The organism is Rhizobium sp. 25PS6 (genome assembly GCF_032464655.1).
GTDB lineage: Bacteria > Pseudomonadota > Alphaproteobacteria > Rhizobiales > Rhizobiaceae > Rhizobium > Rhizobium laguerreae.
This window is the reverse complement of sequence record NZ_JAWDIV010000007.1, coordinates 105,136-124,406: the sequence shown is the minus strand read 5'-3', so window position 1 is coordinate 124,406 and position 19,271 is coordinate 105,136. Positions and strand designations below refer to the sequence as shown.

Below are 19,271 nucleotides of genomic sequence, written 5' to 3'. Positions count from 1 at the left end.
ATTTGCGCTTCCGCCGAGTGATTTCACGTTTTTCTGGACGGGGGCTTTCATATCACAGTCAGTCGCGATCGTCGCATATCCACTATGCTATATGAAAACAACCATGGAAAAGCCATGCGGGGGATACTACAGCTGCGCCGATTGAAAATGCGATCGAGGCTGAAAACACGCGATGAATGTCAAGACAGCGAATGCAATAGACAGCTATGTCGGAGCGCGCATCAGAATGCGCCGGCAGTTGCTCGGGATGAGCCAGGAACGGCTTGCCGAGCAGATCGGCGTGACCTTTCAGCAGGTTCAAAAATACGAGAAGGGCATCAACCGCATCGGCGCGAGCCGGCTGCAGCGGATCGCCGAGGTGCTGCACACGTCGCCGAGCTTCTTCTTCGAACAGGAGAATTCCGAGCCGTTGACGCTGCAAGGGCTGGATCTATCCGCGAATATAGATCCGGTCGCCGAATTCCTGCGAACGAAAGAGGGATTGGTGCTCAATCGCGCCTTTCTAAAGATCGCCGACAGCAATATCCGCGAAACGGTCATCGCGCTGGTGAAGGCGATGGCGCAGGCGGAAAGTCGCGGTCTGACATCGGGAGCCTCCGCAGCGGATATTACCCTTCCGCTCGGAGAATAGGCGGGTATCGCAGCGTTGCGCCTGGCGAGCCGACCGGACAATCAGTGGCATTTCCCGAAAGGGCCTGCTTGCCATTTGGCATTTGCTGGATCGCTATATGAGGGACGGCGCCGAGCTCGGCGCTGAATTCTCCGCCTATCGCCTGGATCTTGCGCTGGGCGCTCTACAGCAGGACCTCGACAGAAGCGCCGTGTCCCCTCCCCCAGGCAGATATCGGGACGGTTCTCTGCCAGGCGGTACGAAACAGCCACTGACTGTCCAGGTGCTTTGCCCATTGCGGACGTACTTCAAAGAGCTGTGCACGCTCGATATCTCGATTCCGACGTATCCGATCGGCTATGATGCCGGTTGTGCGGCCTTGTTTTTGCGATTCGGCCGGCGAATGCGCGATTGCTGATCCGACTGCGGCACCGGGCGGCACGTTCAAGCCTTTGAAAAAGAATGGACAACCTCGCGGTAGGGTCTTGTTAACCCTATTTGCCTTGCCACCCCTCCAGAATCGGCGCTAAATGCGGTTTCACAGCACGTAGGGCTTTTAAATCGCATTTTCGAGATTTCCATGAATATGGCACCGCAGATAGAAAAAGCAATTTCCGATGTCGACCAGCTGATTATTGGTCAGGCGCAGGAACTGTCCGACAAGCTGAAGCAGCATCGGCTCGAGATGTTTCCGCCGCGTGCATTGAAGGGTTTGAGGGAATTTCAGCTTGCCGAGGCGGCGCGTTTCCTCGGCGTCACCAGCGGCTATCTTCGCAACCTGTCGCTGGAAGGCAAAGGCGCCCTTCCCCAGGTCACGCCCTCGGGCCGTCGATCCTATACGGCGGAGCAAATGGAAGAGATGCGCAGCTTCCTGGAGCACAATGCCCGCGCCGGAACGCATTATATGCGTCATCGCCGCGGCAACGAACATCTGCAGGTCGTTGCAGTCGTCAACTTCAAAGGTGGCAGCGGCAAGACGACGAGTGCAGCACACCTTGCCCAGCATCTTGCCCTGACGGGTCACCGTGTCCTTGCCGTCGACCTCGATCCGCAGGCCTCTCTCTCCGCCATTCACGGTTTTCAGCCGGAGTTCGACGTTAACGAAAATGAGACGCTCTACGCCGCGATTCGTTATGACGATCAGCGGCGTCCGCTGAGAGAGATCATCCGTCCGACGAATTTCCCGAACCTTCATCTGGTGCCGGGCAATCTCGAGCTGATGGAATTCGAGCACGATACGCCGCGCGTCCTTGCTCAGGGCAAGGCGGGTGACTATGGACGCGTCTTCTTCGCGCGGCTGGACGAGGCGCTGTCCTCAGTCGCCGACGATTACGACGTGGTCATCATCGACTGCCCTCCCCAGCTTGGCTTTTTGACCATGAGCGCCATTTGCGGCGCAACGGCAGTTCTGATCACCGTTCATCCTCAGATGCTCGACGTCATGTCGATGTGCCAATTCCTGCAGATGCTCGGCGAGGTGCTGAACACACTGAAAGGCGCCGGCGGCAACATGAACCTCGACTGGCTGCGTTATCTCGTCACCCGCTACGATCCGCAGGACGGGCCGCAGACGCAAATGGTCGCCTTCATGCGTTCGATGTTCAAGAACCACGTGCTTACCAATCCGATGTTGCGCAGCGTCGCCATCTCCGATGCGGCGATGACCAATCAGACGCTTTACGAAGTCGAGCGGAACCAGTTTACCCGCGCGACCTATGACCGCGCCATGGAGGCGATGGATGCCGTCAACACCGAGATCGCCGATCTCATCCACAAGGCTTGGGGGCGGAAATGACCGAGAAGTTTACCGCGGTAAACTGGGACGAGGAGCTGGCTGATGGCGCGTAAGAATCTCCTTTCGGGTCTGATGGACGATTCCAAGAAGTTTACTGCGGTAAACAATGAGGACGAACCGCTCCACAGGGACGAGAAGCAGCAGATCACCTATAAGGGGATCGGCGCTCTCGGCGCCGTGACGCGCAGTATCGATGCGCTGGCTGCCAAGGCCGATGCGGCCAAAGCGATCGAGGAAAAGCTGGCGACCGGTGAGACGGTGATTGATCTCGACCCTGCCCTGATCGAAGATTCCTTCGTGACGGACCGGCTGGCGCATACCGACGAACAGTTTCGCGAATTGGTCGAGGCGATCCGGCTGCGCGGTCAGGATTCACCGATCCTCGTCCGGCCGCATCCTGAGAAGGACGGCCGATATCAGATCGCTTTCGGCCACCGTCGTGCGCGGGCCGCCAAGGAACTCGGCCGACCTGTCCGGGCCGTGGTCAAGAAACTCGACGACCGCGACCATGTCATTGCGCAGGGCCAGGAGAATTCGGCACGCGCCGATCTCTCCTTCATCGAGAGGACCATGTTTGCCGACAAGCTCGACACGTTGGGCTTCGACAGGGAAACGATCATGTCCGCGCTCAGCGCCGACAAGACGACGGTTTCCAAGATGCTGTCCGTCACCAAGCGGATCCCAGCCGAAGTCCTGACCGCGATCGGTGCGGCCAAGACCACCGGCCGTGATCGGTGGCACGATCTGTCAGTGAAATTCGAAACCGAAAACATTGGCGCACGAGCGATCGAGTTCACCAGATCGGGGGAATTCGGGACGGCGGAGCCGGATGCCCGCTTCGATATGCTGGTTGCCTTCATCAGCAGGAGGCAACAACAGGCCTCATCCATAGCGGCGATTCAGCCCGCCGCCCACGCCTGGCAGCGCAAGGACGGCGCGGTCAAGGCGAAGATCAAGGATGACGGGAAACAGTTCACCATCGCGTTGAAGGCGGAGAAGGCGTCTGCCTTTGGAGCCTACATCGCCAGCAATCTGGATCGTCTCTACGAGGCGTTCGAGAAGACACAGGATTTGACCAAGAACGGAGATCGATAAGCAAAAGAAAAGGCCCCCGAACGTTGCCGTCGCGGAAGCCCTCTCTGATCTAGACACCCAGAGAATCACATTTCCGCGAATCATAGTCAAGAGTCTTTGGCACCGAATTGGTGAGCCGCGATCTTTTGCCTTGAAGAAGGCGAAGAAAATGGAAAGCGGAAGTGTGACGACGCCCTTCGGGCGGCGGCCGATGACGTTTGGCATGTTGGCAAGCCAGGCGGCTGCTCGAGAAATCGAGCCCGGCCAATCTATCGACAAGTGGAAACTCTATCGTGCCCTGTGCGAGGCCAAGCCGCTGCTCGGCATCACCGACCGGGCGCTCGCTATCCTGAACGCCTTGCTGAGCTTTTATCCCAAGGGGGAGCTCTCTGAGGAAAACGGGCTCGTGGTGTTCCCTTCCAATGCACAGCTCTCGCTACGTGCGCATGGAATGGCGGAGCAGACGATCCGTCGCCACCTGGCGGCCCTGATCGAGGCCGGGCTGCTGATCCGCAAGGACAGCCCGAACGGCAAGCGCTACGCCCGCAAGGAGCATGGCGGGGAGATTCGCGAGGCATTCGGTTTTTCGCTGGCGCCGCTGCTGGTGCGCGCTGAGGAAATCGAGCGGTTGGCGGCGGAGGTGGTTGCTGAGCGGTTGCACCTGCAGCGGCTCAGAGAACGCCTGACGCTTTGCCGGCGCGATGTCGCCAAGCTCATCGAGATGGCATTGGAGGAGGGCGCCGCGGGCGATTGGAGCCGGATTCATCTGCATTTTCGTGAGATCGTCGAGCGGCTGCCAAGGTCGCCTTCCGCCGAACAGGTCGCAGCCGCCCTCGACGAATTGGAGCTGCTGCGCGAAGAAATCATCAATCAGTTGGAAATGCAGGTTAAAACTCAAAATCAAAGCGGCAATGCCCAACATTATGAGCGGCACATACAGAATTCAAATCCACAATCCATCACTGAACTTGAACCAGCTTCCGAAAAGAAGCAGGGCGCAACGGCGGACGATCGATCGGCGGGTCGAGCCGAACCGGCAGTCCGAATACAGAAAGATGAAGAGAGGAACGGGCGTGTGCCGGCCGCAAGTTCTGCCCCCGCTGCCAACGCCGCGCTCAAATCCTTCCCGCTGGGGCTGGTGCTGCAGGCCTGCCCGGAAATCGCAGCCTATGGACCGCAAGGCTCGGTCGGCACATGGCGCGAGCTGATGGCCGCGGCTGTGGTAGTTCGCTCGATGCTCGGCGTCAGCCCATCGGCCTATGAGCAGGCCTGCGAGATCATGGGACCTGAAAATGCGGCCACCGTCATGGCCTGCGTTCTCGAAAGGGCAGGGCACATCAACTCCGCCGGTGGTTACCTGCGCGACCTGACGCGACGCGCCGAGAAAGGGGAATTCGCCATCGGACCGATGTTGATGGCCCTTGCCCGCAGCAATTCGCCGATGAGAGCGAAGACGGGATGAAATGGTGCTTGCAGAAGCTAACTTTGTCCCCTTTACCCTTGCTCAAGGTCATGCAACCTGGCGCCATCGTGCTCCAAGCTTCATGCCCACCATGACCATGCGGACTGCATCCTCTGCCGCTCGGGAGAGTAGTTTCGGGGCGCTGAAGATGGCGTCTTCCAGCGAGCAGGGCCTGCTCAGTATCGACGCAAAGGCATCAATGCCATGCTCGAAATTAAGGCGTACGCCTTTGCCGATGGTGCCGGCGAGTGCGATGACGGGCACTCCGGCAATTTTTGCCCGTGCAGCCACTTCGGCAGGCACCTTTCCATATGGGGTTTGCCCGTCAAGGCTGCCCTCCGCGGTGATGACCAAATCAGCCTGTGCGATAAACCGGTCGAGCTCCAGATACTGCATGACGATGTCGTAACGCGGATGCAATCTGCCGCCGAGGAGGCCGAGTATCGCGGCACCAAGTCCGCCGGAGGCGCCGGATCCGGGCGCCATGCCGACATCGATGCCCGTCGTGCACCGAATCGCCGTGGCATACGTCTCCATGGCGGCAGCGAGCAGCTCCACCTGCATCGGCGTTGCGCCCTTCTGCGGCCCGAAAATGCGTGCAACACCGCGTTCACCGAGGAGGACATTGTGCCAGTTGACGGCAGCATCGATGCGCACGCCTTCAAGACGAGGATCTCGGCCGCTCATATCAATGGCGGCGAGGCGGGAAAGAGCTGCGCCGCCGTGGGGCAGGCGATTGCCTTCTTGGTCCAGGAGACGGATGCCGAGCGCTTCGGCCATGCCGGCGCCGCCATCGTTGATGCCGCTATCGCCACAGCCGAGAAGGACGCGGCGTGCACCTCGGTCGAGCGCGGCACGCACCAGTTCGCCAACGCCATAACTCGTCGTCACGCAGGGATTGCGCTGGTCGCGCGGTACGAGGCTGAGCCCGGCGGCCGCAGCCATCTCGATGACGGCGGTCGGCTCGTCGCTGCCGCCGAGGAACCCGAAATGCGCCTCGACTGGGTCGTTGACCGGGCCGCTCACCGTCAGCTGGTGAAGGGTACCGCCGGTCGCCTTGACGAGCGCCTTGGTGAAACCCTCGCCGCCATCGACCATTGGCGTTTTGATGACGGTAAGGCCGGGAAAGGCGCGCAGAACGCCACTTTCGATGCAATCCGCTGCCTGATCTGCTGACAGACTTTCCTTGAAACCGGAGGGCGCGACGAGAACCGTGAACGACATGGGATGTTCCTTTCTACTATGACAATGATGTGACAGGGGAGGAACGGGGCAGCCCCGTGGTTATTCCAGCAGTATGAAAATAAATTAGCCGACTAAATAAAAAGACCGCACGCTGCGGTCTTTCCCTTTTGTCTATCTGTACTGTTCAGTACAGAGGCAGGCCCTGCAGCGGCCAGACGAGCGTGGCGAAGACGACCAGCAGCACCACGAAGGGCACGATCAGCCAACCGGCGAGCCGGAACAGGTCGGCCTGTCCGAAGGGGGGCGGATCCATCGCGCCGAATAGCGCTACCGGTTTGGCGGAGACCATCAGCGTTTGGCAAAAGCCGCTCGCCAACGTAACGACCATGACGAGATTGAGCGGGTCAACACCGAGGGCTGCGACCGGCAGGGCAAGCGCAGGTATGAGAACGGTCGCCCGCGCCGTGCGCGAGGTGATGACGAGGTGGGAAAGCGTCGCGACCACGGCAGCGAAAAGGACCAGGAGTGCGGGCGATGCCGCGATGCTGTTTCCGGCAAGGTCGACCATCCGCTCGGCCAGCACTTTCGCGGTGCCGGTCTCCAACAGCGCCTCGCCGATGACGAGCGTGCCGGCGAGGAAGAGCAGGAGGTTCCATTCCACGCTCTTGAGCGCCGCCTTCAGCGGTAGGCCAGAGACCTTTTGGTTCGCCAACAGCAGGGCAGTGGCGATGCCGATGAGCGGCATGCCGATGCCGTGCATGGGCTGCGCTGCGAAGAGCAGGATCATCGCGCCGGTCACGGCGAGCACGGTCCATTGCTGGTGTGTCAAAGGGGTCGGGGCCTCGTCGGCGTTGCGCTCGGCGATCACTATCGCCCGCTCCTCGCGGGTCAGAAAAAGACGCAGCAGCACGGCGCAGGCGAGCAGCGAGCATAGCAGCGAAAAGGGTGCGGCAAGCGCGATCCAGCCCAGGAAATCGGGCCCTTGCTCCTGCAGGCGCTCCATCATCCCGGCCGCGACGAGGTGGGCACCGGCACCGATCAGCGAAGCGCCGGCGGAGAGCAGGATGACCGAGGGAAAGAGCAGCGCGAGCGCCCGGTTGACCCGTGTATTGTCGATCGCGGCTGCGAGACCAAGATAGACCGGTGCCAGCATGGCGGCGCGCGCCGAAGTCGAGGGGATGATGAAGGCGGTGGCGAAGATCAAGAACGTCAGCGCCCAGAACAAGCCTTGCACGGTGGCGAAGCGGGCGAGCAGCCAACGGATAATTTGTTCGATTACGCCGACCTGACGCAGCACGCCGGCCACAACGAAGGCCGCCAGCATCAGCCAAACAATATCATTGCCGAGCGAGCGGTAAAGCACATCCTCGTCAATCGCGCCGACGACCGGCAGAAGAGCGGCGGCGGCGAGCGCCACGGGCGTGTCCGGCAGGTCAAGGATGGTCCAGGCGGTGATCGTTGCGACGAAGACGGCGAGTGTCAGCCGCATCCTCAGGGTGAGGTCGTCGATCGCCAGGAAGATCAGCATGGCGCTGAAGGCGAGCACGATCGCTGCGACGATCTGCTTGACGCGGGCAAGCGGCACGGTGCGCTCGGTTGCCATAGAGGGTTCCCCACGCCGGTTGGCGTGGGGGTCCAGAGGGGCGATTGCATATAGGGCCACGATCGCCCTCCTTTCGGGTTTCAGACTGAACCTCAATCGTCGTCGGAGGACGAATTTGACGAGGAATTGGAGGAAGAATTCGAGTTCGAATTGCTCGAAGAGTTGGATGAACTGTTCGAGTTGGAGTTGCTCGACGAGTTGGAGCTGCTGTTTGAGCTCGAATTCGAATTGGAATTCCGGGAGGAGTTCGACGAACTGTTGGAATTGCGGTTCGAGCTCCAGCTGCTGCGCCGGTCATCGTCCCGGTCGCGGTTATAGCGGGCGTGGCTCGCCTTGTTGCTTTGCGTCATCTTCTGCAAAAGGCGTGTGACCGGGTCATCGGCGAGGGCGGGCGCGGGTGCCGCGGCACCGACCACCAGGAACGCGCTCAGGATTGCGATGAACTTCTTCATGACGTTTCTCCTTTGAGTGACAACCTCCTTGGCTGCGAGGGAGAAACGGCGGTGGGCGATGTTTATTCCTCAAAAAACGAAATATTTTCAATAGGATAATTTGAATCTGCCACACACGCGGAAGCACCGCCGCTGCGATGGGCAGCGACGGCAAACCGGAAAATATGTCTCAAAAACTATCGCTGCGCGCGGGCGAAGCGGCGGTACCAGCCGTCCGATGCGAGTGTCTTGCGCAGGATCGTCTTGCGAACGGTGCCTTCCTCCGGGTTTTCGGTGCGGATGTCGGCGTCGAGGTCGGATGCGTCGCGGCGGAATGGAATGACCTGGACAATCGGTGTACCGCGCTCCAGCACATGCAGGCCGTCCTCACCGGTGGCGAAGAATGGGAAATGGATTTCCGACTGGTAGGTGTCGGTATCCACGACCCCGGCAACGACCTCGAAGACGCCGTTCGGTCGATTGAGCGGCGGCACGAACAGGCAGCTCCAGCCGGGCGGCGTGCGGATGGTCCAATAATTGTGGAACTTGCACGGCGGCAGCGGCTCGCGCGGATTGCCAGCGACCTGATGGCTGGCATGGTTGCTGATGAGCGTGCGGTCGAAATCCCAACCGCAATCGACCGTTTTGCCATCGTCGGAGATTTCCATGCGTACGCTTGCCGCCAGCCCGATCATCCAGCCCGTCGCCATCGCGTCGAGGAAGGGCATGCAACGCTTCACGGTCAAGCCGCTGTTGTTGGATGAGACATGTGCCTCATCGACGGCAGGCAGCCTGCGGAACCAGTCGGGCAGCGCCGTCTTGGCGCGCACGGGAGCGGGGATAACCCCCTCGTCCTCCTTGCGGCAGAGAAATGTCAATCGGGGCTGCGGTTTATTCAGAAAGGCCATTGTCATCGCTGTTCTCCCATCAATCGATGCGGGGAAGAACGGCGCCCGGAAAGACTTATTCCTGATGATCGCAAATATTCATTCAGGGGCCAGAACCTTTCGCTCTTCCTCAGGCGAAAGTGGTGCCCCCGCCTGGATCGAGGCCAGATAGGCGTCGATCGTCTCCTGTGACGAGGCAGGTACGTATCCGTCGGCTTTCGCAGATGTTAGTGCGAGCCGCGTCGCCCAGGCGCCGTTCTGCCGGCAAGCAACGGTGAGCGTGCTGCTTTTCGGCTGCTTCAGCTCATATTCGCGGCAGAGTTCGCCGCGTTCGTCGCGGAATGAGGCGACGACATGCAGCACCGTTTCCGGGAAAGGCAGCGTCACGTCCCGACCAGACACCTCGCGGTCGAGGACAGCAGCGATCTCTGCGCCGGAATTCGATGCAGACGGGACTATGCGGCCCAGCGCAAAACCGACAATGCCGGTCACGATCGCCACAAGACTTGCCGCCACCGGCACGAGCCAGCGCCGCATCGTCTGCTGCTGTTGTTTTGGACGGAAGGAAACGACGTTATCCTGCGGCGTTTGGCGCCGTGCCTCATCCGCCATCCTGCGGACCGAAGCAAGCAACGCCTCAGGCACCGGCTCGTCGATCAGGGGTTTCAGCGCATCACCCACCAACCGGCGGCTGTCGAGGAAAACGGCGAGGCGTTCGCAGAGCGCCTCGTTGTCAGCAAGCGCCTCTTCCAGCGCGCGGCTTTGCGTCTCGTCCAGTTCGCCATCGGCAAATGCCATCAATGTTTCATCGTCAAAATCTTTCCTGCTCATAGAACGCCGCCTTTCGTATCGGGCGAACGTCTCTCGCCAAAACTTATTCCCGTCAGTTCCATCAGATTTTTCCGTGCGCGGGCGAGCCTGCTCATCACCGTGCCGATCGGGATAGCGAGAACCTCGGCGGCATCGCGGTAACTGAACTCCTCAACGCAGACAAGCACCAGCACTTCCCGCTGTTCGGCCGGCAGCTTTTGGAGGGCGGCGGTCACTTCGAGCAGATCCATGCGCGCAAGCGATGCAGCCTCGCCGGACGGAATCGACACATCGCGCGCATCCTCCAGATCGCCTTTGGGGCCAGCCGTTTTCTGGCGGCGCAGGTGGTCGATCCACAAATTGCGCAGAATGCGGAACATCCAGGCATCGAACCGGCTGCCGGGTACAAAGCTGTCGGCTGCCAGGATAGCGCGCTCACAGGCCATCTGCACAAGGTCGTCTGCCAATTCCCGGGAACGGCACAGCGAGATCGCAAAACGCCTGAGGTTCGGCAGGAAGGCAACCAGCCGTTCGGGTACTGTCTGCGTGTCGTTGGTCATTCCGCTTTTTCGCACGCGAGGGAATAAGCTGTCGAGTCAAACGTATTCTCGGGATAGTTTGATCGAAAGTGGCTTCTCGATCTGAGAAGCCAATCGGAAACTGCCGCAGGAGACCGACCATGCTGCTTACCGTCAAGATTAAGTCATTGCGCCTCCTCGCTGCTGCAACTATCGGCGGGGTACTTACTGTTCTGCCCCTGCCGTCGGGTGACGCCGGGTTCACCATTCCCGCTGCGCTTGCCGATGACGATGATGGAGATGACGATGACGGCGGCAGTGGTGGTGGCGACGATAACGGCCGCGGTGGAGACCGCGACAATCCCGCATACCATCGGGGCGGAGGCGGCTTCCATGATCTACGCTCGCTCTTTCGCTGGCCATCCCGCGAGCGTCGTATACCCATGCGCCGCCCAGCCCCAACGCCGGAACAGGCGCCTAACGAGCTCGTCGCGATTGGTCTTGAAGAAGAGGCGATTGCCGGATTGACCCAGGAGGGCTTTGCCGTTGATGATCGCATCCAGGTTTCGCTCATCGGCGGCGAAATGGTGAGGCTCATCGTGCCGGCGGGCATGACGCTCGATTCGGCGCGCGCTGCCGTCGTGGCCCGCAGTGCGACGGCCGTGGTCGATCTCAACCATTTCTACCAGCCGCAATCGGAGAACAAGGCAGGCTGCTCGGGGGAGGGGTGCGCACTCGTCCGCGAGATCGTCGGGTGGCCGACCGGTGAGGTCAGCCGATGCGCCAAGCCGCCCCGCATCGGTCTCATCGACACGGCGATCAATATCGATCATATGACCCTGACGAATACGCGGTTGGAGGTCATTCGCCTCAGCGAAGGGGAGGCGACAAAATCGGGCGCGCAGCATGGTACTGCCGTTGCTGCCCTTTTGATCGGTGCATCGGACAGCCGCGTCCCCGGCCTCCTGCCTGGGGCGGAACTCATCGCCGTCGATGCCTTTCAGCGACCCGGAAAATCTGCGGATATCGCCAACATTTACGACCTCGTGCGAGCGCTGGATATGCTCGTTCAGCGCGACGTCAAGGTCGTCAACCTGAGCTTGACCGGCCCGGCGAACGCGGTGCTCGAAAAATCCGTGAAAGCGGCGACCGAAAGCGGGATGATCCTGGTGGCCGCCGCCGGCAATGATGGCCCGAACGCAAAGCCTGTTTACCCTGCGGCCTATGACGACGTGATTGCCGTGACGGCAGTTGACAGGGGGCGCAACCCTTATCGCCGAGCCGTGCGTGGCGATTATATTGACATTGCCGCTCCTGGCGTGGGGGTCTGGACTGCGGCGTCCATCTCCGGCGCCCGACAAAAAACCGGCACATCCTTCGCTGCGCCCTTCATCACGGCGGCGGTCTCGGTGCTGATCGCTGGCGATCCTGATATGTCGCTTGAAAGTCTGGAGGCAAAGATAAGGCAATTTACCGACGACATTGGGAAGCCAGGGAAAGACCCGGTGTTCGGTTGGGGGCTTCTAAACGCAAGCAGGCTTTGTGAAAGCAGCAGCGACACTAAGCCATCGGCGTTATAACGCCGGTTGCCCGCTTCACGGTCTTTTGATACGAACAATTATGGTTAACAGAGTGTAACGGAAATAAAGGCCGAAATAGTTTCTGGTTGGCAGCTTCCCGCTTTCGGATCAGGAGGTTAGGGCCGCGAAAATTTCCAGAGACGGAAGAGCCCCCGCGGTAAGCGGGGCTGATGTGGTGGCCGTGCCGACACAATCAGCATGTCTGACGCAGAGCAGGGTGCTCGTGCGCAAGGGTCGAGGGCGTTCAGGCGCGTGCAGCAACCAGGGAGGCGAGGGGCGCAATAAGATGATCCTCGTCACCGATCCCCAGCCGATCGTCGAGGTAGTGCCAGAACGACAGGCCGAGCTTTTGGCAGGTCTTCATCAGGCCGAGCATGCTGTCGCGCGCCTGCCGACCGTTGCGACTGACCGTGCCGCCGGAGATCTTTCGCTTGATGACAAATCCGCGCAGATCTCTTTCCGACGCATTGGTATGGAGCGGGGTTTCAGGCCGCTCCAGAACCCGCAACCGTTCGGCCTTGCGGCGTCTCAGCCGAAACAGCAGATTGTCGAGATCGTCATAACCGGTGCGGATGGAAAAAATCCGATCGAACCTGGCCTGAAGGCCCTGGGCGGCACGAGGGTCAGGTCTTCGCCGATAGGATAATCAGCCGGATCACTTCTCGTTCAAAAAATGTTGCGATGCAAAATCCGGAGAGCCTCTTTTATCGGGTTCTCGCCACCCCTTATTGTGCGCGTGCGAACAGATCGCTTCTGCAACCCGCCGGATGAGAGATTTCCCGCTCCGACGTCCGGCCAGAAAGAGGATCCGAATATGGGTGATCTCCTGAAAGGTATCTCCAGTTTTCGCGGCGCCGTATTCCCGACCCATTCGGCGCTTTACCGCAAACTCGCTCGCGAAGGTCAGCAGCCCCATGCCCTGATGATATCTTGCGCCGACAGCCGCGTGATGCCGGAAACGATAACGCAGTCCGGCCCCGGCGATCTCTTCGTCTGCCGCAATGCAGGCAATATCGTTCCCCCCTTCTCGACCCTCAATGGTGGGGTCTCTTCCGCGATCGAATACGCCATTCTGGCGCTCGGCGTCAGTGACATTGTCGTCTGCGGTCACTCTGATTGCGGAGCGATGAAAGGGCTGTGCCATCCGGAAATGCTTGAGCCGATGCCCAATGTCGCAGCCTGGCTGCGCCACAGCCACGCCGCCTATTCGGTCGTATGCCAGGCCTATCCCGACGACCTTTCCGACACTGAGCGTGTGCGTGCAGTAGCGATGGAAAATGTTGTCGTACAGATTGACCACCTGAAGACCCATCCATCAGTGGCGGCAAAGCTCGCAACCAACGAAATCACACTCCACGGCTGGTTCTTCGACATCGAGACCGGTGAGGTCCAGGTCTATGACGGAGCATTGGCAGCATTTACCGAGGTGAGGGAGAATGAGCCGCTGCCAGTCGCTGTTACGGGGCGTGATCGCCCGCATGTCATGCCGCGCGTCGCGGCTGCGCTCGCCGGAGAATAGTGCCATGATAAACAACGGCTCTACCTTGTCGCGCGACCTCGCTTCTTCTGTGGTCGTTTTTCTTGTCGCCATTCCACTTTGCCTGGGAATTGCGATCGCCTCCGGAGTGCCCGCAGCCATGGGCCTGATCTCCGGTATTGTCGGCGGCTTGGCCGTCGGCCTTCTCGCTGGCTCACCTCTTCAGGTCTCCGGGCCTGCCGCCGGTCTTGCCGTGATCGTCTTCGGCTTCGTCGAACAGCATGGCATTGCCATGCTCGGTCCTGTGCTGCTCGTTGTCGGACTTCTGCAGATCGTGGCGGGTTTCCTGAGAATCGGCTCCTGGTTCAGAGCGATTTCTCCGGCGGTGGTTCATGGGATGCTGGCCGGCATCGGCATTTTGATCATCCTGGGACAGATCCATGTTCTCATGGGTGCCAAGCCCGCAGCAGGTGGCATAGAGAACGTCACCGCCATCGACGAGAGCGTCAGACGGTTAACGGGCACCAATGTCACCAACGAGGCCGTCGCACTGTTGGTCGGCCTTATCGCTCTCCTTGCGATGGTGTGTTGGGAGAAATTCCGCCCGAAATCACTGTCGCTGGTCCCGGGAGCTCTTGTCGGTGTTGCTGCCGCTACGATCTTGACAACCACGCTTGAACTCCCGATCGCCCGCGTGGACGTGCCCGCCTCTCTAGTTGACAGCATATCCTTTCCGACGGCGGGGAATTTCGCCCAGCTTGTGCAGCCGGGCATTATTTTAATGACGTTGATGATTGCCGTCATTGCAAGCGCCGAAACGCTTCTTTCCGCGGCCGCCGTCGACCGAATGCACGATGGAGAACGTACCCGCTTCAACAAGGAACTATTCGCCCAAGGCGTCGGTAACGGCCTTTGTGGATTGCTCGGGGCATTGCCGATCACGGGTGTCATTGTTCGATCATCGGCCAATATTCAGGCTGGAGCTCGCACGCGCACCTCGGCAATATTACATGGCGTTTGGATCCTGGCGTTGGTGGTGCTTTTACCGGGCGTGTTGGGAATGGTGCCGTTGACGGCGCTTGCCGCCGTCCTGCTCGTCACTGGCTGGAGGCTGATCAGTCTCCACCATGTGCGTCACTTGTTCGAGCACCATGGTCTCGTACCGGTCGGAATCTGGGCAGTGACGGTGGCCATGGTCGTCCTGCAGGATTTGCTGGTCGGCGTGGCGCTCGGTCTTGCGTTGTCGATTCTGGAAATTCTCCCCTATCTGCGCCGAAAGCTTGTGATCAGGCATGCTGAGATCGACGACGAAATTCATGTCCGTTTGCGCGGAGCGGTCACCTGCAAAGACGTGCCGGCGCTACTCAGCACATTCGAAGGGCTACCCGACGGCCGCAAAGTCAATATCATCGGCAAACACCTGTTTTACATGGATCACACCAGCGCTGAGACGATTAGCGAATGGCTGCGGCGCGAGACGAAATCTGGCCGAATCGTCGAGATCCACCCGCCCCGGGCCGCCCGTCATCCCCGCCTCAAGCCGCTGTTCGACCGATTCTCAGCCGAAGCCGCCTGAACCTGCGAGGAGGGCAGCTCCACTGCTCTCCCGCCGCTCATCCCTAAATGCAGACGTCGTCAGCCGGACGAATGGTCGGAGGGTAACTGGATGGTTGCAACCGGCGCTGTACATTCTTCTGCGGATACCAGACAGCGGCATCCGATTTGTTCGGTGCTAGACAACCTCTGCGAGCTGTCGGTTCAGTTCCTCCTGACGCATTTTTCCTGCCGCCAGCGCATTTCCGAGTTCGGCCGCAGGTACCGTGTCCATGACCGCATTCGCAAGCGCTAGGGCCTTTAGAGCGTTTCAGGTTTTGACGGAAGCGTATCCTGTATTGGCGAAGTAGTTGCTGCATTCGCTGGGCTCGATGGTTGTGACGAGGTGTCCGATGTGGCGCCAGGTGGATGGTTCGCTTCTGAGCCAGGCGCATCCAGTGCTTGATTTTGGCGAAAGCCTGTTCGATCGGATTGAGGTCGGGGAGTATGGCGGCAAGTACCAGAGCCGAGCACCAGCGTTGCGGATCATCTGACGGATGGCGACCGACTTGTGGGAGCCGAGATTATCCATCACGACGATGTCGCCGGGTTTGAGCACCGGTAGGAGTTGCTGCTCGACATAGGCGCGAAAGCACTCACCGTTGATCGGTCCATCGAAGACACAGGGTGCGGTAGGCCGATCGCAGCGCAACGCGCCGAGGAAAGTCAGGGTGCGCCAATGTCCGTGCGGGGCGAAGCTGCGCAGGCGTTTGCCCTTCGACCCCCAGCCTCGAAGCGGCGCAATGTTGGTCTTGATCCAGGTTTCATCGATGAAGACCAGCTGTCTTGGATCGAGGCAATGTCGCGAACCTTGAGATGGACAGCTTCCGAGGCGCGCAGCCCCGCCGCATAAGCTGTCGTCAGTGCGGTGCGGGTCCTCAGGCTCGGAACCACTTCCAGAAACCGCACGATCTCGTCGCCGTTTAGGATCGTCGGAAGCTTGGCGGGTGTCCGGGCATAGGCAATGCGCTCCGGTATCTCGCCATGACCAAGCGTGATGCCAAAGAAGAACCGCGGGGCACAAACTGTCTGGTTCAAGGCCGGCCATGATAGGCCCGATGAGACCAGATGCACCTGAAACGCGCCACGTCTTCCAGTCCAAGACGGTCTGGCGATCGCCCGAAATAGCGCGAGAACTTCGTCACCGCATGCAAATACGATCGTTGCGTCGCTGGCGAAAGATTGCGGATCGTCATGTCATCGATCATGCGCCGGCGCAGCGGGCTTATCTCTGTCATCGTCATCTCCTGTTCTGAAAGTTGGGCAAACAACCCAATCCTTCAAATCAGAAGCGCATCATGCAAATCCCGAGCTCCAAATGCCGCGCAAGCGGCTTCGTTCAATCCGCCGTGCCACCAGATCTGCTCCAATTACTGCCTTGCAGGGATGATCGACCAAGCCGATCCATGGAAAAAACACTACATCCCTGCAGTTGACGCGAAACGCTTTTTGACGATACGGCAACGCGATAGCGCGAATGGCGGATGGCCGGACGATAGGGCGGAAGAGCTGCGGAGCATGGGTTTGAAACGGGCGGTGGATTTTGTCTTGGCTTTGATTGCGGTGGCGATCCTGCTTGTTCCAATCCTTGTCGTCGCTCTTTGTGTTCGCCTGACCTCTCCGGGACCGATCCTCTATTGGTCAAAACGTGTCGGCCGTTTCAATCAGATCTTCCTGATGCCCAAATTTCGCAGCATGCGCGTCGACACACCGACAGTTGCCACGCATCTGCTCGAAAGTCCGGATCGGTTTCTGACACCCATCGGCTCGTTTCTCCGCAAATCCAGCCTCGACGAACTGCCGCAACTCTGGTGCATTCTCGAAGGGAAGATGAGTTTCGTCGGCCCGCGCCCGGCACTCTACAATCAGCATGATCTGATAGAGTTGCGGACGGCCCATGGTGTCGACAGGCTCCTGCCCGGACTGACGGGATGGGCGCAGATCAATGGCCGGGACGAATTGCCGATTCCGGAGAAGGTAAAATTCGATGTCGAATATCTCGAACGCCGCTCGTTCGGCTTCGACATAAGCATCCTGTTTATGACGGCCGAGAAGGTCATTCGCCGTAAGGGAATAAGGCATTAAGCTACCTACTTCTGATAGATAAAGCAGTGCGGGAGACCTTACTTTCCGATTATTTCAGTTGCGCTCGTTGCAGAAAATGACAAGAAGGTGGTTGTCTGATTGATCCGCGAGACGCTGGTAAGCAATGCCCGAAAATACCCCCACTGAGACGCCGCGCTCAGGATGGTTCTTAATGCCGATGCAAGCGCTCGTCGCCCCTCTGCTGGCGATGCCGCGGGTTGCCAAACGCGCTCTGGCCTTGCTGCTGGATTCCAGCTTTTGTGTTCTGACGATCTGGCTGGCTTATTGTTTCCGACTGAACGAATGGACGGTGCTGACAGGTGTGCAGTGGCTGCCGGTCTTCGTTTCACTGTGCATGGCCCTTCCCATCTTTATCGTCATGGGTATGTATCGGGCGATCTTCCGTTATGCCAATATGGCTGCTTTCATTACTGTTCTGAAGGCGATTGCGATCTACGGCGTCGCCTTCATGACGATATTTACAGCACTCAGCGTCCCCGGTGTTCCGAGAACCGTCGGCATCCTCCAGCCCTTCCTTCTGTTGATTGCGATCGGGCTGTCGAGGTTGAGTATCCGCTACTGGCTCGGGGATGCCTACCAGCGCATCCTTCACAAGAATATGCTCGCCAAGGTGCTGATCTATGGGGCAGGGACGGCCGGGCGGCAACTGGCCGGTGCCTTGATCAACAGTGCCGAACTCAATGTCGTCGGCTATCTGGATGATGATCCGCGTCTCAAGGGCGGCGTCATGGGTGGTTTGCCGATCTACGACCCCTCGGATCTTCCGGTACTTGCCGAATCTCTCGGCGTGCACAACGTGCTTCTTGCTCTTCCCTCCGCATCGCGGCAGCGTCGCAACGAAATCCTGGAGCACATCCGTAAAGCCAGGGTCAATGTTCGCACGTTGCCGGATCTCACTGCCCTGGCTCAGGGACGCATCGCCGTCTCCGACATCCGCGAGCTGGAAATCGAAGATCTGCTGGGAAGAGAAGCGGTCGCGCCGCGCCAGGAGCTACTCGACAAATCGATGCGCAACAAGGTGGTGATGGTCACCGGCGCTGGCGGCTCGATCGGCGGCGAGCTATGTCGTCAGATTCTGCGCACCGGGCCTTCCAGCCTGATCCTCATCGATCAGAACGAGTTTGCGCTTTATAATATTCATGCCGAATTGCAGAAGCTGGCCGAACTGTACAAACATGAAAATATGCAGATCGTTCCGATTCTGTGTTCCGTCCGCGATCAGGATCGCATGGAACATGTCATGCAGAGCTGGCGACCTCAGACGCTCTATCATGCAGCCGCTTACAAGCATGTTCCCCTTGTCGAACACAATGCCGTGGAAGGCATCAAGAACAATGTGATGGGTACGCTGGTCGCGGCACGCGCGGCGAATAAATGCGGCGTCTCGAATTTCGTGCTGATCAGCACAGACAAAGCCGTGCGTCCGACAAATGTGATGGGCGCCAGCAAGAGGCTGGCGGAAATGGTTCTGCAGGCGCTTGCGGCGGAATCGGCTATCGACAAAATGCGAACGAATTTCTCCATGGTCCGTTTCGGAAACGTCCTCGGCTCCTCCGGATCCGTCGTGCCGCTTTTCCGGCAGCAGATCAAGGAGGGCGGCCCGGTGACACTGACACATCCTGATATAACCCGCTATTTCATGACCATTTCGGAGGCTTCTCAACTCGTCATACAGGCCGGCGCGATGGCCGAGGGCGGAGATGTCTTCCTGCTCGACATGGGAGAGCCGGTTCGCATCGCAGATCTCGCCCGCAAGATGGTGGAGCTTTCCGGGCTGGCCGTCCGCGACGAAGACAACCCCGAAGGCGATATCGAGCTGTCCGTTACCGGTCTTCGGCCCGGCGAGAAGCTCTTTGAAGAACTGTTGATCGGGGACAACCCTGAAACAACCGAACATCCTCGGATTATGAAGGCGCGCGAGGATTTCCTGTCCTGGCCGGAGCTGTCGCGAAGGCTCAACACGCTCAACGCGGCATTGGACCGGAACGATATGATCGCTGCACGTGCGACATTGGCGGAGCTTGTTTCCGGCTATTCCTCAACGGGTGAGGTTTCTGATCTGGCTTTCACCGGCGCCGAGCCAATACGGCTGCCTCAGACAATTCAAAGCACGCTGTAGGGTCTGCAGGCTCAAGGCGTG

The 19,271-nt window shown here is 59.6% G+C and carries 15 protein-coding genes and 3 pseudogenes; 9 read left to right on the top strand and 9 right to left on the bottom strand.

Going from position 1 to position 19,271, the window contains the following annotated elements; all coding sequences use genetic code 11:
• Positions 1 to 172: 172 nt before the first annotated feature.
• The 4 genes from RWK44_RS12295 (at position 173) to repC (ending at position 4,941) form a co-directional block, all read left to right on the top strand.
• Entirely contained in the window at positions 173 to 631 is a 459-nt protein-coding gene (locus tag RWK44_RS12295) for a helix-turn-helix domain-containing protein (protein WP_316028846.1), read from the top strand.
• Positions 632 to 1,190: 559 nt separating this feature from the next.
• Positions 1,191 to 2,405 carry a plasmid partitioning protein RepA gene (gene repA, locus RWK44_RS12290; protein ID WP_020047615.1) on the top strand — a complete coding sequence of 405 codons (1,215 nt, stop codon included), beginning with the start codon at positions 1,191 to 1,193 and terminating at the stop codon, positions 2,403 to 2,405.
• A 42-nt stretch (positions 2,406 to 2,447) separates the two neighbouring features.
• Positions 2,448 to 3,500 (top strand): plasmid partitioning protein RepB, encoded by a 1,053-nt coding sequence (gene repB, locus RWK44_RS12285; RefSeq protein ID WP_168282818.1) that lies wholly within the window; start codon positions 2,448 to 2,450, stop codon positions 3,498 to 3,500.
• Positions 3,501 to 3,648: 148 nt separating this feature from the next.
• The gene (gene repC, locus RWK44_RS12280; protein WP_316028887.1) at positions 3,649 to 4,941 is read left to right on the top strand and encodes a plasmid replication protein RepC; all 1,293 of its coding nucleotides are present in this window, start codon (positions 3,649 to 3,651) and stop codon (positions 4,939 to 4,941) included.
• 48 nt (positions 4,942 to 4,989) lie between these two features.
• On the opposite strand, the gene RWK44_RS12275 is transcribed toward repC, so the two are convergent.
• From RWK44_RS12275 to RWK44_RS12250, 6 genes are all read right to left on the bottom strand, one after another.
• A complete protein-coding gene (locus tag RWK44_RS12275; RefSeq protein ID WP_131665582.1) occupies positions 4,990 to 6,165 on the bottom strand; it encodes a glycerate kinase family protein in 1,176 nt (391 codons plus the stop codon).
• A gap of 145 nt (positions 6,166 to 6,310) precedes the next feature.
• Positions 6,311 to 7,729, bottom strand: coding sequence for an SLC13 family permease (locus tag RWK44_RS12270; protein ID WP_316028845.1), 1,419 nt, complete (start codon positions 7,727 to 7,729; stop codon positions 6,311 to 6,313).
• 92 nt (positions 7,730 to 7,821) lie between these two features.
• The gene (locus tag RWK44_RS12265) at positions 7,822 to 8,181 is read right to left on the bottom strand and encodes a hypothetical protein (RefSeq protein WP_085994509.1); all 360 of its coding nucleotides are present in this window, start codon (positions 8,179 to 8,181) and stop codon (positions 7,822 to 7,824) included.
• Between the two features lie 176 nt (positions 8,182 to 8,357).
• Positions 8,358 to 9,074, bottom strand: a complete 717-nt coding sequence (locus RWK44_RS12260) for a DUF6065 family protein (RefSeq protein WP_316028844.1) — start codon at positions 9,072 to 9,074, stop codon at positions 8,358 to 8,360.
• A gap of 72 nt (positions 9,075 to 9,146) precedes the next feature.
• Complete coding sequence (locus tag RWK44_RS12255) at positions 9,147 to 9,878, bottom strand: anti-sigma factor family protein (RefSeq protein WP_316028843.1); 732 nt, start codon at positions 9,876 to 9,878, stop codon at positions 9,147 to 9,149.
• A complete protein-coding gene (locus RWK44_RS12250; protein WP_316028842.1) occupies positions 9,875 to 10,417 on the bottom strand; it encodes an RNA polymerase sigma factor in 543 nt (180 codons plus the stop codon). Before RWK44_RS12250 ends, RWK44_RS12255 begins: the two co-directional genes overlap by 4 nt.
• Before the next feature lie 119 nt (positions 10,418 to 10,536).
• Here RWK44_RS12250 and RWK44_RS12245 point away from each other — a divergent pair, with 119 nt between their 5' ends.
• Positions 10,537 to 11,955 (top strand): S8 family serine peptidase, encoded by a 1,419-nt coding sequence (locus RWK44_RS12245; protein ID WP_260692921.1) that lies wholly within the window; start codon positions 10,537 to 10,539, stop codon positions 11,953 to 11,955.
• Between the two features lie 244 nt (positions 11,956 to 12,199).
• Here RWK44_RS12245 and RWK44_RS12240 read toward each other — a convergent pair.
• Positions 12,200 to 12,598 (bottom strand): annotated as a pseudogene (locus RWK44_RS12240) (IS66 family transposase); the annotation flags it as partial.
• A 171-nt stretch (positions 12,599 to 12,769) separates the two neighbouring features.
• On the opposite strand from RWK44_RS12240, the gene RWK44_RS12235 reads away from it, so the two are divergent.
• On the top strand, positions 12,770 to 13,474 hold the full coding sequence (locus RWK44_RS12235; RefSeq protein ID WP_131665590.1) for a carbonic anhydrase: 705 nt from the start codon (positions 12,770 to 12,772) through the stop codon (positions 13,472 to 13,474).
• A 4-nt stretch (positions 13,475 to 13,478) separates the two neighbouring features.
• Positions 13,479 to 15,008 carry a SulP family inorganic anion transporter gene (locus RWK44_RS12230; RefSeq protein ID WP_168282834.1) on the top strand — a complete coding sequence of 510 codons (1,530 nt, stop codon included), beginning with the start codon at positions 13,479 to 13,481 and terminating at the stop codon, positions 15,006 to 15,008.
• A gap of 288 nt (positions 15,009 to 15,296) precedes the next feature.
• On the opposite strand, the pseudogene RWK44_RS12225 reads toward RWK44_RS12230, so the two are convergent.
• Positions 15,297 to 15,821, bottom strand: a pseudogene (locus RWK44_RS12225) (IS630 family transposase); the annotation flags it as partial.
• Between the two features lie 2 nt (positions 15,822 to 15,823).
• Positions 15,824 to 16,263, bottom strand: a pseudogene (locus tag RWK44_RS12220) (tyrosine-type recombinase/integrase); the annotation flags it as partial.
• Between the two features lie 280 nt (positions 16,264 to 16,543).
• Here RWK44_RS12220 and RWK44_RS12215 point away from each other — a divergent pair.
• Together RWK44_RS12215 and RWK44_RS12210 are read left to right on the top strand one after the other, a co-directional pair.
• Complete coding sequence (locus RWK44_RS12215) at positions 16,544 to 17,110, top strand: sugar transferase (RefSeq protein ID WP_131665650.1); 567 nt, start codon at positions 16,544 to 16,546, stop codon at positions 17,108 to 17,110.
• A 124-nt stretch (positions 17,111 to 17,234) separates the two neighbouring features.
• The gene (locus RWK44_RS12210; RefSeq protein ID WP_077979742.1) at positions 17,235 to 19,250 is read left to right on the top strand and encodes a polysaccharide biosynthesis protein; all 2,016 of its coding nucleotides are present in this window, start codon (positions 17,235 to 17,237) and stop codon (positions 19,248 to 19,250) included.
• The last annotated feature ends 21 nt before the right edge of the window (positions 19,251 to 19,271 follow it).

Coding starts and splice junctions, on each gene's coding strand:
- RWK44_RS12295 (WP_316028846.1), top strand. CDS start 173: ATGAATGTCAAGACAGCGAATGCAATAGACAGCTATGTCGGAGCGCGC.
- repA (WP_020047615.1), top strand. CDS start 1,191: ATGAATATGGCACCGCAGATAGAAAAAGCAATTTCCGATGTCGACCAG.
- repB (WP_168282818.1), top strand. CDS start 2,448: ATGGCGCGTAAGAATCTCCTTTCGGGTCTGATGGACGATTCCAAGAAG.
- repC (WP_316028887.1), top strand. CDS start 3,649: ATGGAAAGCGGAAGTGTGACGACGCCCTTCGGGCGGCGGCCGATGACG.
- RWK44_RS12275 (WP_131665582.1), bottom strand. CDS start 6,165: ATGTCGTTCACGGTTCTCGTCGCGCCCTCCGGTTTCAAGGAAAGTCTG.
- RWK44_RS12270 (WP_316028845.1), bottom strand. CDS start 7,729: ATGGCAACCGAGCGCACCGTGCCGCTTGCCCGCGTCAAGCAGATCGTC.
- RWK44_RS12265 (WP_085994509.1), bottom strand. CDS start 8,181: ATGAAGAAGTTCATCGCAATCCTGAGCGCGTTCCTGGTGGTCGGTGCC.
- RWK44_RS12260 (WP_316028844.1), bottom strand. CDS start 9,074: ATGACAATGGCCTTTCTGAATAAACCGCAGCCCCGATTGACATTTCTC.
- RWK44_RS12255 (WP_316028843.1), bottom strand. CDS start 9,878: ATGAGCAGGAAAGATTTTGACGATGAAACATTGATGGCATTTGCCGAT.
- RWK44_RS12250 (WP_316028842.1), bottom strand. CDS start 10,417: ATGACCAACGACACGCAGACAGTACCCGAACGGCTGGTTGCCTTCCTG.
- RWK44_RS12245 (WP_260692921.1), top strand. CDS start 10,537: ATGCTGCTTACCGTCAAGATTAAGTCATTGCGCCTCCTCGCTGCTGCA.
- RWK44_RS12235 (WP_131665590.1), top strand. CDS start 12,770: ATGGGTGATCTCCTGAAAGGTATCTCCAGTTTTCGCGGCGCCGTATTC.
- RWK44_RS12230 (WP_168282834.1), top strand. CDS start 13,479: ATGATAAACAACGGCTCTACCTTGTCGCGCGACCTCGCTTCTTCTGTG.
- RWK44_RS12215 (WP_131665650.1), top strand. CDS start 16,544: ATGGGTTTGAAACGGGCGGTGGATTTTGTCTTGGCTTTGATTGCGGTG.
- RWK44_RS12210 (WP_077979742.1), top strand. CDS start 17,235: ATGCCCGAAAATACCCCCACTGAGACGCCGCGCTCAGGATGGTTCTTA.